Here is a 15,125-nt window from a genome sequence, read left to right on the forward strand (position 1 = left end):
CTTAGTCTGGTTTAGCAGTGATAATAATCTGTTTATTGTTTTGTGAGTAGTCGAAATAACCGGCATTATGTAATACAGATAAAATAGTTGTCAGGTCTTCTCCATTGCGGAAGCGTGCTGTGATCCGGTAATTTTGCAAAGCCGTGTCGGCTATGTGAATCGTTGCTCCGAATGAATTGGATAGTTCGCGGGCAATCTCCTGCAAAGGTAGGTCGTCGAATATAAACTCTCCCTGCCGCCAGGAAATTTCATCTTCTACGTTTTCTAAAACCTTGCGGGTGAGTTTTTCTTCCACCTTATTATATATAGCAATCTCATTCGGCTTCAAAATCATACGAACTGACTTACTTTTATTGCTGACTGCTACCGAACCTGTCAATAACGTTGTCTTTACATCTGGATTGTTCTGATAGGCATCTACGTTGAAGTGAGTTCCCAACACCTGAACGTCAATCGTTTCAGTCTGCACGATAAACGGATGTTTCTTGTCTTTGCTTATTTCAAAATAAGCCTCCCCATTTAGCTCCACTTCCCGCTTGTCCGATTTGAACTTTTCAGGATAAGAAAGTGAAGAATAATGGTTGAGAGTGACGGTGCTGCCATCAGGAAGACAGACCGTGCGTGTCTCTGCCAAGGTGGAAACCGTTTGTATCGTGACCGGTTGCATATATAAATAGGCTGTCCATACCGATAGGCAAAGTAGAGCTACTGCCGCCGCTGCCGAGAAAGTACGTATCAGTGTCAGACGCCGGGTATATGACTTCAGTCTTTTCTCTAGTTCCGGGTAACTGGCTGTTGCTGAAAACCGCCCTCGCGGTGAACGCGTGGAAGCGACGAGCTTGTTCAGTATTTCTTCTAATTCCGTATCGGTAAATTTCATAGTTCTTTCTGTATTACTTTTGATCTGTTATTTTCGTTTCAACAGAATGGTCAGTTTGCTGATTCCTCCTTCTTTCCACTGGGGAGTGCAGGATAAAGTGACATTCTGCTTCTTCAATATCATCTGTTTAGGATAGATTTTTATGACAGTTGTTGCTGACTTCTTACCCGCTTTGATGATTACTTTCTTTTCTGTTAGCTGTACCACTGCTGCTTGTCCTATTACCGGAGGAGGTGTGGCAAGTACTACCGTCCGGTCTTCTTTTGTTTTTTCTGTTGCAACGATTTTAATTTTCAACTCACATTCGGATTTGTCGCTTTCACATTCTACTGTTTCCTTCGAATGTTCAAATCCTGCATAGTCCTTTGGTAGGTTGTCGTTGTCATTGTTGCATGAAAACAGGCACAGACAAACTGAAAGAAGGACAAAGATTCCCATGTTTGCGTCATTTAGCTTTTTCATTTTCTGTCTTTTTTAGTGATTGATTGACTTATTTGTTGATAAAGACCGGAGGGGGACAGAAACTCCCTACGCTCTTTGTCTAAAAGAATGTTAATCTATTTCGGCCCGGTTAATCATCTCTTTTAAACGTGTGATTGCTTTCTGAAGTTGTGCGTCCACTGTATTCATGCTGATGCCTAATTCTTCTGCTACTTGTGCGTAACTCTGTTTTTCTTCACGGATGCGGATGAACACTTCCCTGCAACGATCCGGAAGCCGGTCGAGTGCTTTTACGTAAAGAGCGAACAGTTCTTCACTGATGAGCGATTCTTCCGGTGAATAGCTTTGTTCTTGAGGCTCCGGCAGAGAATCGGGATGAATAAGCGTATGTCTTGATTCTTTTTCCAGATAATTGAGCGAAGCATTTTTGACGAGAATGAAACAATAATCTTCAATGTTTCTCACATCAAGCAAATTGCTGCGTTGCTTCCATAGTTTCAGGAATACATCGAGAACGATTTCCTGCGACCATTCTTCCTGTTTCACATAATAATAGGCAATACGAAAGAGACGGTCGTAAGTCATGTTGTAAAAGTCCCGGAAAGCAGTCTGCGAATCCAGTTCTTTCATTTGCCGCAATAACTTTCTTACTTCTGATTCGGTCATCGGCTTTTTGTTTGTTTGGTTAGTCTACCCAAAGTAAATCACTCATTATACTGTCGGAAATAAAAATCCCTTCACGCGTCAGGCGCAAAGCTCCGTTGTATTCCTCCAGTTTACCATTTTTCAGATAAGGTGCAGCCATTTTTTGACAATACTCCCACATTTCATTGCCGAACATCTGTTTCAGTTTCTCTATAGGTGTTCCCCATACGGTACGTATGGTAGTGATAATAAATTCGTTGTAGCGGGTGGTTGGGTCCAGATACTCTGTCTCGAAAGCACGGCAGTCTTCTTCTATACCTTTTATATAGGTGTCGATTGAAGACACATTCCATTCCCGTGTCATTCCGTCAAAAGAATGTGCCGATGGTCCGCATCCCAGATAAGCTATTCCTTTCCAATAGGAAGTGTTGTGGCGGGAATATTTTCCGGGGCGGCAGAAATTGGAAATCTCATAGTGTTCGAATCCTGCTTTCTGCAAATGCTCTATCAGTGATGTGAAAAATTCTAAACTGGAGTCTTCGTCTACCTCGGATATCTGGTGCTGTTTTAACATATTATATATAGGTGTATCTTCCTCATAAATCAAGTGATAGGCGGAGATATGTTCTACATTCAGACTGATAGCTTGACGGAGATCGTTTTCCCATCGTTCTTTTGTTTCTCCGGGCAATCCGTAAATTAGGTCGATACTGATGTTCTGGAAATCGGCTTTCCGGCATCTGTCAATTGCTTCGATGGCTGTACGGGCATTGTGGCGGCGTCTCAATAGTTTGAGCGTAGCGTCATCAAAAGTCTGTATTCCCATGCTGAGGCGGTTGAAAGGAAGTGAGGAAAGCATTTCCAGATATTCCTGCGATAAATCATCCGGATTAGCTTCCAGAGTGATTTCCTGACAATGATTCAATCCGTAGTGCTCGCGGATGGTATCAAATATTTGTTCAAAATCCTCTTTTTCCAGTTGAGACGGGGTTCCGCCACCGAAATAAATAGTTTCTATATCTTCTCCTTTCAGGTATTCTTTACGCATCGCCAACTCCCGGCAGAGAGCCTGTACATAACGGGTTTTGAGTTCGCTGCGAGTGGTTGAGTAGAAGTCGCAGTAGATGCAGCGCGTTTTGCAAAAAGGAATGTGAAGATAAATACCTGCCATAGCTATGCTGTTTGGGTTTGTGGGTGTAAAAGTAAGACTATTATTAGATATATCAAAAAAGCTGTTGACGGAAATTATTTATAATGCAGCAGGAATACGCTAAAGAGATAATTCCCCCATTGATTAGTGGAAGATAATTTCCTGCAATGCTGAATTTAAGATCTTTTCTTTTATAAATAAGATTCGAACTAGTAGCCGGGTTTTCGTTTGACTTAAGTCAAACGATAGAATGACTTAAGTTAAACTATCGCTTGACTTAAGTCAAACGAAAACTGATTAGGCAACGGGGAAACTATTGTATGAAAGGAAAACAACTAAAAATAACATCGTGCCGGATTACTCGTTGCAACTATGAAATTAGTTTATAGCCATGCGAAAATAATTTTTAACCCGATTCGAAAATGTTCGTGTTAAAGATGTGTTACATAACATTGTTTAGTAACACTGCCATAAGTGTTGCTTTTCCCCCAATTAATCCCTAATTTGCGCATCACAAAATTAATGGTATGTGAGAAACATACTGAGTAATTACTAAAATCTTATATATTATGAAAGTATATCAGACTAATGAAATCAAGAACATTGCCTTGTTGGGAAGTTCTGGCTCTGGGAAAACCACTCTCGTGGAAGCGATGCTTTTCGAGAGTGGTGTTATAAAACGTCGCGGATCTGTTGCCGCAAAAAACACAGTTAGCGATTATTTTCCTGTTGAACAAGAGTATGGTTACTCCGTTTTCTCCACCGTTCTCCATGTAGAATGGAATAACAAAAAACTTAATATTATTGACTGTCCGGGATCGGACGACTTCGTAGGCAGCACAGTGACTGCACTAAATGTGACCGACACAGCAATTATCCTTCTTAATGGCCAATACGGCGTCGAAGTCGGTACACAAAATCACTTCCGTTATACAGAAAAGCTGAATAAACCTGTTATTTTTCTAGTCAACCAGCTTGATAATGAAAAATGCGATTATGATAATATCCTCGAACAGCTGAAAGAGGCATACGGCTCTAAGGTTGTTCCCATCCAATATCCGATAGCTACCGGTCCGGGCTTTAATGCGTTGATCGACGTATTGTTGATGAAGAAATACTCATGGAAACCCGAAGGAGGGGCTCCGACAATCGAAGATATTCCGGCAGAAGAAATGGATAAGGCTATGGAAATGCACAAAGCATTGGTCGAAGCTGCTGCCGAGAATGATGAAAATCTGATGGAGAAATTCTTTGAGCAAGATTCCCTGTCAGAAGACGAAATGCGTGAAGGCATCCGTAAGGGATTGATCGCCAGAGGTATGTTCCCTGTATTTTGCGTCTGTGGAGGTAAAGATATGGGCGTTCGTCGCTTGATGGAATTCTTGGGTAACGTTGTTCCTTTTGTATCTGAAATGCCGAAGGTACAGAATACGGAAGGTAAAGAAGTGGCTCCGGACTCCAATGGACCGGAATCTCTTTATTTCTTCAAGACAAGTGTGGAACCGCATATCGGTGAAGTTTCCTATTTTAAAGTAATGAGCGGTAAAGTTCATGAGGGAGACGATTTGCTGAATGCCGACCGTGGTTCGAAGGAACGTATCGCGCAAATCTATGTGGTAGCCGGTGGTAACCGTGTCAAGGTGGAAGAATTGCAGGCCGGTGATATCGGTGCTGCCGTGAAACTGAAAGACGTGAAAACCGGTAATACGCTGAACGGTAAGGATTGTGACTACAAATTCAATTTTATCAAATATCCGAACTCTAAATATACCCGTGCCATTAAGCCGGTGAATGAAGCGGATGTGGAAAAGATGATGAGTATCCTGAACCGTATGCGCGAAGAAGATCCTACCTGGGTGATTGAGCAATCAAAAGAACTGAAACAGACTTTGGTACACGGTCAGGGAGAATTCCATCTTCGTACCTTGAAATGGCGTTTGGAAAACAACGAAAAACTTCAGGTAAAATATGAAGAACCGAAGATTCCGTATCGTGAAACGATTACAAAGGCTGCCCGTGCCGACTATCGTCATAAGAAACAGTCCGGTGGTGCCGGCCAGTTTGGTGAAGTTCACCTGATCGTAGAACCTTATAAAGAAGGTATGCCTGTGCCTGAAACGTATAAGTTCAATGGACAGGAATTTAAGATTACCGTGAGAGGTACGGAAGAGATACCATTGGAATGGGGTGGTAAACTGGTGTTTGTTAACAGTATCGTCGGTGGTTCTATCGATGCCCGCTTCTTGCCTGCTATTATGAAAGGTATCATGTCTCGTATGGAGCAAGGACCGTTGACGGGTTCGTATGCTCGTGACGTGCGCGTTATTGTTTACGATGGTAAGATGCACCCAGTAGATTCGAATGAAATCTCCTTTATGCTTGCCGGACGTAATGCCTTTAGTGAAGCCTTCAAGAATGCCGGTCCGAAAATTCTGGAACCGATTTATGATGTAGAAGTGTTCGTTCCGTCTGATAGGATGGGAGATGTGATGGGAGATCTGCAGGGACGTCGTGCCATGATTATGGGTATGAGTAGCGAAAAAGGTTTTGAGAAACTGGTTGCGAAAGTACCTTTGAAAGAAATGTCGTCTTATTCTACGGCGCTTAGCTCTCTCACGGGTGGACGTGCTTCGTTCATTATGAAATTCTCTAGTTATGAACTTGTGCCGACGGATGTTCAAGATAAGTTAATGAAGGACTTTGAAGCTAAACAAACTGAAGAATAAGTATAAATGATAGGTGATAATTGATTGAATATTCACTATAATATTCGGTATTTATCATCTGTTAGGCATAAAGAATCAACTAAAACGTTAAAACCGCCGCCTTTTTTAAGTAAAAGGGGGCGGTTTTTGTTTAACTATGATTAATAAAGATGGAAAAACACAAGGAGAAGATTTAATTTTTTATTAAATTTGCAAACCAAAGGAGGGGTTTTATTGTTGTAGTAATCAGAATACAACCTAAATAGCTCCTTACGGTTAATTTCCGGGAAGTTCCGGTTAAATCAAGTTAATGCATTAGGAGTGTTAATTAGGGAGTGTTAATTTTGTTGCTATGAAGAAGTCAACAATTTGGATATTAGGTATTGTAATGGGGCTTTCCTTCCTTAGCTTGCTGTATTTGCAGGTAAGTTATATAGAGGAAATGATGAAAACCCGTAAGGAACAGTTTGATTCGGCTGTACGCAATAGCCTGGATCAGGTTTCCAAGGATGTGGAATATGCAGAGACCAGACGTTGGTTGATCGAAGATATTTCAGAAGCAGAAAGAAAAGCGCTGATTGCGAATAATGCTTCCATACAACAAGACAACTTGATTCAGCAAACGCAGCGGTTTACAGTGAAGTCTAAGGATGGAAAAGTATATTCGGATTTTGAGCTGAAAGTGATGACCACTAAGCCCTCCGAGCTTCCGAAGGCTATGATTTCTCCTTACAGGGGGACAAAGACCATTCCGGAAACTTCGCGTTCATTAGTGGAAGCCATCAAGAATCGGTATATGTATCAACGGGCATTACTCGATGAAGTGGCCTGGCAGATGATTTACCGGGGAAGTGACAAGTCGATTGGAGACAGAGTACGGTTTAAAGAATTGGATGACTATCTGAAATCGAGCTTATATAATAATAGTATAGATTTGCCTTATCACTTTACAGTGATCGACAAAGACGGAAGGGAAGTCTACCGTTGTGCGGATTATGAGGCAAAGGGAAGTGAAGACGCTTATCAGCAGGCATTGTTCAAGAATGACCCGCCTGCCAAAATGAGTATCTTGAAAGTACACTTTCCGGGGAAGAAAGATTATATCTTTGACTCCATCAGTTTCATGATTCCGTCGCTGATATTTACACTGGTATTGTTAGTGACATTCATCTTTACGATTTATATCGTATTCCGGCAAAAGAAACTGACGGAAATGAAGAATGACTTTATCAATAATATGACGCACGAATTTAAAACACCGATATCTACCATTTCATTAGCAGCCCAGATGTTGAAAGATCCGGCGGTGGGAAAATCTCCGCAGATGTTCCAGCATATATCGGGAGTGATTAATGATGAAACCAAGCGTTTGCGCTTCCAGGTGGAAAAGGTGCTCCAGATGTCGATGTTCGAGCGTCAGAAGGCAACTTTGAAGATGAAGGAGATTGATGCGAATGAATTAATAGCAGGAGTTGTCAATACCTTTGCGCTGAAAGTGGAACGGTATAATGGTAAGATAACATCGAACCTTGAGGCCACCGATCCTGTTATATTTGCAGATGAGATGCATATCACGAATGTAATCTTTAATCTGATGGATAATGCGGTGAAATATAAGAAACCGGAAGAGGATCTGGAACTGAAAGTGAGAACGTGGAATGAGTCGGGTAAACTGATGATTTCGATACAGGATAACGGTATTGGTATCAAAAAGGAGAACCTGAAAAAGATATTTGAAAAGTTCTATCGTGTACATACGGGTAATCTGCACGATGTGAAGGGCTTTGGACTGGGATTGGCTTATGTGAGAAAAATTATATTGGATCATAAGGGAACCATCCGGGCAGAAAGCGACCTGAACGTGGGAACTAAATTTATTATTGCATTACCTTTATTAAAAAATAATTGATATGGACGAGAAACTGCGTATTTTATTGTGCGAGGATGACGAAAATCTTGGCATGCTTTTAAGAGAATATTTACAGGCAAAAGGTTATTCTGCTGAGTTATATCCTGATGGAGAAGCCGGTTATAAGGCTTTCTTGAAGAATAAATATGACTTGTGCGTGTTTGACGTGATGATGCCTAAAAAAGACGGCTTCACACTGGCACAGGATGTCCGTGCAGCAAATGCTGAAATTCCTATTATCTTCCTGACGGCCAAAACGCTGAAAGAAGATATCCTGGAAGGCTTTAAAATCGGTGCGGATGATTATATCACCAAACCGTTTAGTATGGAAGAATTGACATTCAGAATTGAAGCGATCTTGAGACGTGTTCGTGGAAAGAAGAACAAAGAAAGCAATATCTATAAGATTGGTAAGTTTACTTTCGACACACAGAAACAAATTCTGTCGTCAGAAGGCAAACAAACTAAGCTGACTACCAAAGAGTCTGAACTGCTCGGATTGCTTTGCGCACATGCCAATGAGATTTTGCAACGTGACTTCGCTCTGAAAACAATCTGGATTGACGATAACTATTTCAATGCCCGTAGTATGGACGTGTATATCACGAAATTGCGTAAGCATCTGAAAGAAGACGATTCAATCGAAATTATCAATATTCACGGAAAAGGCTATAAGCTGATTACTCCGGAAGTTGAATCTTAATGATTTGAGATAACTCCAAATAAAAAATCCCGGGAACATTCGTTTCCGGGATTTTTTATTGATTTTGCGAAATTAATCAGCGATCTTCTTATTAATAACAATATAAGAAATGAGTCCCAGTACTACAAGTACTACTGAAGTACCCAGGATGGCGTTGTTGTTTACATTTCCTGTAAAGGAACAAGCCAGCAGGATGACTACTCCGACCAAGATTAATATCAATCCTAAGTTCTTTAATAAACCTTTCATGTGTGTGTATTTTAATAGATTATAATATTCCAGTCACAAATTAAAGCATAATTCTTTAACGGGCGAAATTATTTGGATAAAAATTCCATTATAAATGCACGATTTAGTGGATTTTATGATTTGGAGAGAAGTTCTTCTATCTAATCTTTTGTATTGTAGAACACCTTTTTCAGTACCTCCTGTCCAATGCTCAATTCGTCGAGAGTGATACCGTGAAGAGCCTCTTTCAGAGTCTGTCCGGCAATGACACGCGCTTTTTCCTCCAGTTCTTTCCCGTCTTTGGTCAGATGGATCAGGTTGGTGCGGCGGTCTTTTTTATCGGAAATGCGCACAACAAGATGTTGCCGTTCCATATTATCTATCAAACGGGTCATGCTGGGCTTGTCTTTAAAAGTTGCATTACACAACTCTTGTTGCGTCACGCCGTCTTTTTCCCACAGGAAAATGAGTACCGTCCATTGTTCGGGGCTGATTTCCAATCCGTTCTGACGGAAGTTACGATACAGTTTCCGGTTGATTGCCGCAGAAACTTTGCCATTTAATATGGCAAATATAAGTCGAATGTCGAAATTGAATTGCTCTATCATGAAATTATTGTTTAAACAACTTTGCAAAGGTAAGTCTCTTCCCGGATAAATCCTATCTTCGGATACAAAAAAAGATTAAATATTTGTAGTTCAAAATAAAATGTCTAACTTTGCACCCGCATTTAAAATCAAATAATTTATTTATTTAATTAAACGAAGTATGAATCAATACGAAACCGTTTTCATTTTAACTCCCGTTTTATCTGATGTTCAGATGAAGGAAGCGGTAGAAAAATTCAAAGGCGTTCTTCAAGCTGAAGGTGCTGAGATTATTAATGAAGAAAACTGGGGACTGAAGAAATTGGCTTACCCAATTCAGAAAAAGTCTACAGGTTTTTATCAACTGATTGAGTTCAATGCAGATCCTACTGTAATTGACAAGCTGGAAATTAATTTCCGTCGTGATGAACGCGTAATCCGTTTCTTGACTTTCAAGATGGATAAGTATGCTGCTGAATACGCTGCAAAAAGAAGAAGTGTTAAATCAAACAAAAAGGAGGATTAATCATGGCACAACAAGTTCAATCAGAAATCAGATATTTAACTCCGCCGTCAGTAGACGTTAAGAAGAAAAAGTACTGCCGTTTCAAAAAGAGTGGTATTAAGTATATCGACTACAAAGATCCTGAATTCTTGAAGAAATTCTTGAATGAACAAGGAAAAATCCTTCCGCGTCGTATTACAGGTACTTCTTTGAAGTTCCAACGTCGTATCGCGCAGGCTGTGAAGAGAGCTCGTCACTTGGCATTGCTGCCTTATGTAACTGACATGATGAAATAAGAAGGAGGAAAAGTATGGAAATTATATTAAAAGAAGACGTAGTAAACTTGGGTTATAAGAACGATATCGTAAACGTGAAATCCGGATACGGTCGTAATTATCTGATCCCGACTGGAAAAGCTATCATCGCTTCTCCTTCTGCAAAGAAAATGTTGGCTGAAGAACTGAAACAGCGCGCTCACAAACTTGAGAAAATCAAGAAAGATGCTGAAGCTATGGCTGCTAAGTTGGAAGGCGTTTCTTTGACTATCGCAACTAAAGTTAGCTCAACCGGTACTATCTTCGGTTCTGTTGGTAACATCCAGATTGCTGAAGCATTGTCTAAACTGGGTCATGAAGTTGACAGAAAGATCATCGTTGTAAAAGACGCTGTGAAAGAAGTTGGTAGCTACAAGGCTATCGTTAAGCTTCACAAGGAGGTTTCGGTAGAAATTCCTTTCGAGGTAGTTGCTGAATAAGAGCAAATTTACTTCATATATGAAAAGCGATTTGTTCTGAACGAATAAATCGCTTTTTTTTGTTATCTTTGCTATTACTATTATGAAATTCAACTATTGTTTTCTAAAGAAGAGGTTTTTGCTTCTGCTGATTGCTTTGGGAATTGGCAGTGTTCTTTATGCAAATAATGAGTTGAAACTATTGACTGATTCTTTGCGTAGAGTGATAGATGAAAAACACGTCTTTGTTAAAGAGAAAGAGGATCGGATAAACCGGATAAAATGTATGTTGAGAAGTCCCGGTTTGACTCTTGAAGGAGAATATAGAATCAATCTACGGTTATATAATGAATATAAAAAGTTTCATATTGATTCAGCCATCCATTATGTTGATCGCAATATTGAGATTTCTCGCCAGTTGAATAGACCTTATTTCACCAACCAGTCGTCTTTACATCTTAGCCTTTTATATTCGATGTGTGGCAGGTTCCGCGAAGCGGAGATTATTTTGAAAAGTATAAAGACTTCAGAACTTCCCAGAGATTTATTAATAAACTATTATCAAACTTATTCCAGTTTTTGGGGACACTATTCGATTTCTGTCGCCAATAATCTGTATGGTAAGCAGCAGGCTGCTTATCAAGATTCTCTGTTTGCCCTCATTGACCACACTTCTTGGGATTATCGAATGTCCCAGGCTTCTTATTATATTTGGCGTGATACATTGAAATCGAAAGAGATTTTTAAGGAACTGTTGGAGATTGAAGAAGTGGGGACGCCTAATTATGCCATGATAACTCATTCGTATTCTAGGTTATGTCACCATCAGAAAAAGTATGATGAGGAAAAAAAATACCTGATGTTGTCGGCAATAGCCGATACCCGGAATGCTACGCGGGAAAATGCATCCCTGCAATCTCTTGCATTGATAGCCTATGATGAACAGAATTTAGCTGATGCCTTTAAATTTACACAGTCTGCTATCGATGACGTTATATCTTCCGGTATTCATTTCCGTGCCATCGAAATTTATAAATTTAATTCTATTATTAATACAGCTTATCAGGCGGAGCAGGCCAGATCACGGTCGCATCTGACTACTTTTCTTATTTCTACAAGTATTATCCTTTTTCTTTTAGTCCTGTTGGTGCTTTTCATCTATATTCAGATGAAAAAGACGTTGAAAATAAAACAGGCATTGGCACAGAGTAATGAGGAACTTTTGCGATTGAACAACAAACTGAATAGCATGAACAGCCAACTGAATGATACAAATAATCAGTTGTGCGAAATTAATAGTATAAAGGAGTATTATATAGCCGAATTCTTTGACGTATGCTTTAGCTATATCCATAAAATGGAGAAATATCAGAATATGCTGTATAAAATAGCTATTAATAAATACTATGATGAACTGATTAAGAAGCTAAAATCATCTGCGCTTATCGACGATGAACTTAGCGCTTTATATACTCGTTTTGATAAGGTCTTCTTGGGTTTGTATCCTACTTTTGTTTCTGATTTTAACGCTCTGTTGAAAGATGAAGAGAAAATTATTTTAAAACCGGATGCTTTATTGAATAGAGAACTTCGTATTTATGCTTTATTACGCTTGGGTATTACGGATAGTGGAAAGATAGCGAACTTTCTCCGTTGCTCTACAAGTACGGTTTATAATTATCGTACGAAAATGAGAAATAAGGCAGCCGTCGACAGGGATGAATTTGAGAATGAAATTATGAAAATTAGTTCAACACAAGAGACATAATTATCATTTTAACATTATAATACTTTCCAAATCATCTACATTTTTTTGATGTGTCAGGTTAGCTAAGTTGTTGATTAATAGTGAAAAATGCTATTTTTATATCTACATAAAGTAGTGTAAGTCAAATAAGCCGTTATTTATTTAGCTAGATTTGCAATATCAGTTTTTAGCTCATCAGTTTGGTAGTTAGAAGTTGATGTTTTATCTATTATTTGTACTTAAATTCACTATGTTTAATTATGAACACGCAATCTTCAGTAGACACGAGAATTAAAGTTGGAATTATCGGTTTTGGTAGGATGGGAAGATTCTACTGGGAAGCGATGACTAAAAGTGATCGGTGGAATATTGCTTATATTTGTGATACTAATCCGGCATCACGTCAGTTAGCCAAGAAGCTTTCTCCTAACTCTATTATATTAGAAGATAATCAAAAGATTTTTGAGGATGAAAGTGTGCAGGTAGTCGGGCTTTTCACTTTGGCTGACTCGCGGATGGAACAAATAGAAAAAGCTATTCGTTACGGTAAACACATTATTTCAGAAAAACCAGTTGCAGATACAATGGAAAATGAGTGGAAAGTTGTAGAAATGACAGAAAACACAAATCTCATTTCTACGGTAAACTTGTATCTGCGAAATTCCTGGTATCATAATTTAATGAAGGAATATATCCAGCAAGGGGAAATCGGAGAGTTGGCTATTATTCGTATTTGTCACATGACTCCCGGCTTGGCACCAGGTGAAGGTCATGAGTATGAGGGACCTGCTTTCCATGATTGCGGAATGCATTATGTAGATATTACCCGTTGGTATGCAGGATGTGATTATAGAACATGGAATGCCCAGGGAGTGAATATGTGGAACTATAAAGATCCTTGGTGGGTGCAATGTCACGGAACTTTTCAAAATGGGGTCGTTTTTGATATTACCCAAGGATTTGTTTATGGGCAATTATCTAAAGACCAGACACATAATTCGTATGTAGATATTATAGGTACAAAAGGGGTTGTGCGTATGACGCATGACTTCAATACTGCTGTTGTCGACCTGCACGGTGTCAATCAGACCATCCGTGTAGAGAAACCTTTTGGCGGCAAGAATATAGACGTGTTGTGTGACCTGTTTGCTGATTCGGTAGAAACCGGAAAACGCAGTTCACGATTACCGCTAATGCGCGATTCGGCTATTGCATCCGAATATGCATGGACATTCTTGAAAGATACCCGCAAACACGATTTGCCCGCTATTGGTAATTTGCGCACTTTGGAGCAAATACGCGAACGAAGAAAAAACATGAAAAATGGATATGGATTGTTGCACGGCAACCTTCCAAAGATTATTAACCCTTAAACAAATAAAATCATGTCAAACATTTCGAGGAGAAAATTTCTCAAAACGGGAGCCGCTGCTTTAGCAGGTATAACCATTGCTCCTAGTACAATTTTAGGTATGAGTCACGGGCATGTGTCGCCTACTGACAAATTAAATCTTGCAGCTGTGGGTATTGGTGGCATGGGACATGCCAACATTAATCACGTAAAGGGCACTGAAAATATTGTGGCTCTTTGTGATGTGGATTGGAAGTACGCAAAAGGCGTGTTCGACGAATTCCCCAAGGCTAAAAAATACTGGGACTATCGTAAGATGTATGATGAAATGGGTAAATCTATCGACGGTGTGATTATCGCAACTGCCGACCATACTCATGCTATTATCACTGCTGACGCAATGACAATGGGAAAACATGTATATTGTCAGAAACCATTGACCCACTCTGTTTATGAATCTCGTTTGTTGACAAAACTGGCTGCATCAACGGGCGTGGTCACCCAAATGGGTAATCAAGGGGCATCGGATGAAGGTACGGATTTAGTATGTGAATGGATTTGGAATGGTGAAATCGGTGACGTAACGAAAGTAGAATGTGCAACAGACCGTCCTATTTGGCCTCAAGGATTGAATGTTCCTGAAAAGGTTGATAAAATTCCTAGCACATTAAATTGGGATTTGTTTACAGGTCCTGCTAAAATGAATCCTTACAATGCTATTTATCATCCTTGGAACTGGCGTGGATGGTGGGATTACGGAACAGGTGCATTGGGTGATATGGCTTGTCATATTTTGCATCAGCCGTTTAAAGCATTGAAATTGCAGTATCCTACCAAAGTGGAAGGTTCATCGACATTATTGTTGAATGCTTGTGCTCCACAGGCACAACACGTGAAAATGATTTTCCCTGCTCGTGAAAATATGCCGAAAGTAGCTATGCCTGAAGTGGAAATACATTGGTATGATGGCGGTATGATGCCAGAACGTCCGAAAGGATTCCCAGAAGGAAAACAACTGATGCAGAGCGGTGGTGGTTTGACTATTTTCCACGGAACAAAAGATACATTGATTTGCGGATGTTATGGACAGAATCCTTGGTTGCTTTCAGGTCGTAAACCAAATGCACCGAAGGTTTGCCGTCGTGTTCCTAAAGCAATGAATGGTGGTCACGAAATGGATTGGGTACGTGCATGTAAAGAAGATAAATCTAATCGTATCATGACTAAATCTGACTTCTCAGAAGCCGGACCAATGAATGAAATGGTGGCAATGGGCGTATTGGCTATTCGTCTGCAAGCGCTGAACAAAACTCTCGAATGGGATGGAGCTAACATGTGCTTTACAAATATCGGTGACAACGAAACCATCCGTACCGTTATCAAAGACGGATTCAAGATTCATGACGGTCATCCTACATTTGATAAGACATGGACTGATCCGATCAATGCAAAACAGTTTGCGGCTGAATTAGTGAAACATAATTATCGTGAAGGCTGGAGACTGCCTGATATGCCAAGATAAAAGTAGATTAAAAATTAAA

At 39.9% G+C, this 15,125-nt stretch carries 15 protein-coding genes; 9 read left to right on the plus strand and 6 right to left on the minus strand.

Going from position 1 to position 15,125, the window contains the following annotated elements; all coding sequences use genetic code 11:
• Window position 1 precedes the first annotated feature (1 nt).
• From HMPREF9009_RS10085 to hemW, 4 genes are all read right to left on the minus strand, one after another.
• The gene (locus HMPREF9009_RS10085; protein WP_004307960.1) at window positions 2-880 is read right to left on the minus strand and encodes a FecR family protein; all 879 of its coding nucleotides are present in this window, start codon (window positions 878-880) and stop codon (window positions 2-4) included.
• 27 nt (window positions 881-907) lie between these two features.
• The gene (locus HMPREF9009_RS10090; RefSeq protein ID WP_015531372.1) at window positions 908-1,342 is read right to left on the minus strand and encodes a hypothetical protein; all 435 of its coding nucleotides are present in this window, start codon (window positions 1,340-1,342) and stop codon (window positions 908-910) included.
• Between the two features lie 90 nt (window positions 1,343-1,432).
• Window positions 1,433-1,987 carry an RNA polymerase sigma-70 factor gene (locus HMPREF9009_RS10095; protein WP_049702047.1) on the minus strand — a complete coding sequence of 185 codons (555 nt, stop codon included), beginning with the start codon at window positions 1,985-1,987 and terminating at the stop codon, window positions 1,433-1,435.
• Between the two features lie 19 nt (window positions 1,988-2,006).
• A complete protein-coding gene (gene hemW / locus HMPREF9009_RS10100) occupies window positions 2,007-3,137 on the minus strand; it encodes a radical SAM family heme chaperone HemW (protein ID WP_049702048.1) in 1,131 nt (376 codons plus the stop codon).
• Between the two features lie 548 nt (window positions 3,138-3,685).
• Here hemW and HMPREF9009_RS10105 point away from each other — a divergent pair.
• The 3 genes from HMPREF9009_RS10105 to HMPREF9009_RS10115 all read left to right on the plus strand — a co-directional run bounded on the left by HMPREF9009_RS10105 (window position 3,686) and on the right by HMPREF9009_RS10115 (window position 8,433).
• On the plus strand, window positions 3,686-5,842 hold the full coding sequence (locus HMPREF9009_RS10105; RefSeq protein WP_004299324.1) for an elongation factor G: 2,157 nt from the start codon (window positions 3,686-3,688) through the stop codon (window positions 5,840-5,842).
• A 331-nt stretch (window positions 5,843-6,173) separates the two neighbouring features.
• Window positions 6,174-7,730: a sensor histidine kinase gene (locus HMPREF9009_RS10110; protein WP_004299325.1), complete on the plus strand. Its 1,557-nt coding sequence runs from the start codon at window positions 6,174-6,176 to the stop codon at window positions 7,728-7,730.
• A gap of 1 nt (window position 7,731) precedes the next feature.
• Entirely contained in the window at window positions 7,732-8,433 is a 702-nt protein-coding gene (locus HMPREF9009_RS10115; RefSeq protein WP_004299326.1) for a response regulator transcription factor RprY, read from the plus strand.
• A gap of 72 nt (window positions 8,434-8,505) precedes the next feature.
• Here the strand turns inward: HMPREF9009_RS10115 and HMPREF9009_RS25920 are convergent, their stop codons facing one another.
• Together HMPREF9009_RS25920 and HMPREF9009_RS10120 are read right to left on the minus strand one after the other, a co-directional pair.
• Window positions 8,506-8,682 carry a hypothetical protein gene (locus HMPREF9009_RS25920; RefSeq protein ID WP_004299327.1) on the minus strand — a complete coding sequence of 59 codons (177 nt, stop codon included), beginning with the start codon at window positions 8,680-8,682 and terminating at the stop codon, window positions 8,506-8,508.
• Between the two features lie 140 nt (window positions 8,683-8,822).
• Window positions 8,823-9,269 carry a MarR family winged helix-turn-helix transcriptional regulator gene (locus HMPREF9009_RS10120; RefSeq protein ID WP_004299328.1) on the minus strand — a complete coding sequence of 149 codons (447 nt, stop codon included), beginning with the start codon at window positions 9,267-9,269 and terminating at the stop codon, window positions 8,823-8,825.
• 160 nt (window positions 9,270-9,429) lie between these two features.
• On the opposite strand from HMPREF9009_RS10120, the gene rpsF reads away from it, so the two are divergent.
• The 6 genes from rpsF to HMPREF9009_RS10150 all read left to right on the plus strand — a co-directional run bounded on the left by rpsF (window position 9,430) and on the right by HMPREF9009_RS10150 (window position 15,106).
• Window positions 9,430-9,774, plus strand: coding sequence for a 30S ribosomal protein S6 (gene rpsF, locus HMPREF9009_RS10125; protein ID WP_004299329.1), 345 nt, complete (start codon window positions 9,430-9,432; stop codon window positions 9,772-9,774).
• A 2-nt stretch (window positions 9,775-9,776) separates the two neighbouring features.
• A complete protein-coding gene (gene rpsR / locus HMPREF9009_RS10130; RefSeq protein ID WP_004307964.1) occupies window positions 9,777-10,049 on the plus strand; it encodes a 30S ribosomal protein S18 in 273 nt (90 codons plus the stop codon).
• Window positions 10,050-10,063: 14 nt separating this feature from the next.
• Complete coding sequence (gene rplI, locus HMPREF9009_RS10135; RefSeq protein WP_004307965.1) at window positions 10,064-10,507, plus strand: 50S ribosomal protein L9; 444 nt, start codon at window positions 10,064-10,066, stop codon at window positions 10,505-10,507.
• Between the two features lie 82 nt (window positions 10,508-10,589).
• The gene (locus HMPREF9009_RS10140; protein ID WP_004299331.1) at window positions 10,590-12,254 is read left to right on the plus strand and encodes a DUF6377 domain-containing protein; all 1,665 of its coding nucleotides are present in this window, start codon (window positions 10,590-10,592) and stop codon (window positions 12,252-12,254) included.
• A 239-nt stretch (window positions 12,255-12,493) separates the two neighbouring features.
• Window positions 12,494-13,606 carry a Gfo/Idh/MocA family protein gene (locus HMPREF9009_RS10145; protein WP_004316255.1) on the plus strand — a complete coding sequence of 371 codons (1,113 nt, stop codon included), beginning with the start codon at window positions 12,494-12,496 and terminating at the stop codon, window positions 13,604-13,606.
• Window positions 13,607-13,618: 12 nt separating this feature from the next.
• On the plus strand, window positions 13,619-15,106 hold the full coding sequence (locus tag HMPREF9009_RS10150; RefSeq protein ID WP_004316254.1) for a Gfo/Idh/MocA family oxidoreductase: 1,488 nt from the start codon (window positions 13,619-13,621) through the stop codon (window positions 15,104-15,106).
• Window positions 15,107-15,125: the final 19 nt, after the last annotated feature.

Source organism: Bacteroides sp. 3_1_13, assembly GCF_001185845.1.
GTDB classification, from domain to species: Bacteria; Bacteroidota; Bacteroidia; order Bacteroidales; family Bacteroidaceae; genus Bacteroides; species Bacteroides xylanisolvens.

Excerpts from the sequence above, each read along its gene's own strand:
- HMPREF9009_RS10085 (WP_004307960.1), bottom strand. The coding sequence starts at position 880 with ATGAAATTTACCGATACGGAATTAGAAGAAATACTGAACAAGCTCGTC.
- HMPREF9009_RS10090 (WP_015531372.1), bottom strand. The coding sequence starts at position 1,342 with ATGAAAAAGCTAAATGACGCAAACATGGGAATCTTTGTCCTTCTTTCA.
- HMPREF9009_RS10145 (WP_004316255.1), top strand. The coding sequence starts at position 12,494 with ATGAACACGCAATCTTCAGTAGACACGAGAATTAAAGTTGGAATTATC.
- HMPREF9009_RS10095 (WP_049702047.1), bottom strand. The coding sequence starts at position 1,987 with ATGACCGAATCAGAAGTAAGAAAGTTATTGCGGCAAATGAAAGAACTG.
- HMPREF9009_RS10115 (WP_004299326.1), top strand. The coding sequence starts at position 7,732 with ATGGACGAGAAACTGCGTATTTTATTGTGCGAGGATGACGAAAATCTT.
- HMPREF9009_RS25920 (WP_004299327.1), bottom strand. The coding sequence starts at position 8,682 with ATGAAAGGTTTATTAAAGAACTTAGGATTGATATTAATCTTGGTCGGA.
- HMPREF9009_RS10110 (WP_004299325.1), top strand. The coding sequence starts at position 6,174 with ATGAAGAAGTCAACAATTTGGATATTAGGTATTGTAATGGGGCTTTCC.
- HMPREF9009_RS10140 (WP_004299331.1), top strand. The coding sequence starts at position 10,590 with ATGAAATTCAACTATTGTTTTCTAAAGAAGAGGTTTTTGCTTCTGCTG.
- HMPREF9009_RS10150 (WP_004316254.1), top strand. The coding sequence starts at position 13,619 with ATGTCAAACATTTCGAGGAGAAAATTTCTCAAAACGGGAGCCGCTGCT.
- HMPREF9009_RS10105 (WP_004299324.1), top strand. The coding sequence starts at position 3,686 with ATGAAAGTATATCAGACTAATGAAATCAAGAACATTGCCTTGTTGGGA.
- rpsF (WP_004299329.1), top strand. The coding sequence starts at position 9,430 with ATGAATCAATACGAAACCGTTTTCATTTTAACTCCCGTTTTATCTGAT.
- rpsR (WP_004307964.1), top strand. The coding sequence starts at position 9,777 with ATGGCACAACAAGTTCAATCAGAAATCAGATATTTAACTCCGCCGTCA.
- HMPREF9009_RS10120 (WP_004299328.1), bottom strand. The coding sequence starts at position 9,269 with ATGATAGAGCAATTCAATTTCGACATTCGACTTATATTTGCCATATTA.
- rplI (WP_004307965.1), top strand. The coding sequence starts at position 10,064 with ATGGAAATTATATTAAAAGAAGACGTAGTAAACTTGGGTTATAAGAAC.
- hemW (WP_049702048.1), bottom strand. The coding sequence starts at position 3,137 with ATGGCAGGTATTTATCTTCACATTCCTTTTTGCAAAACGCGCTGCATC.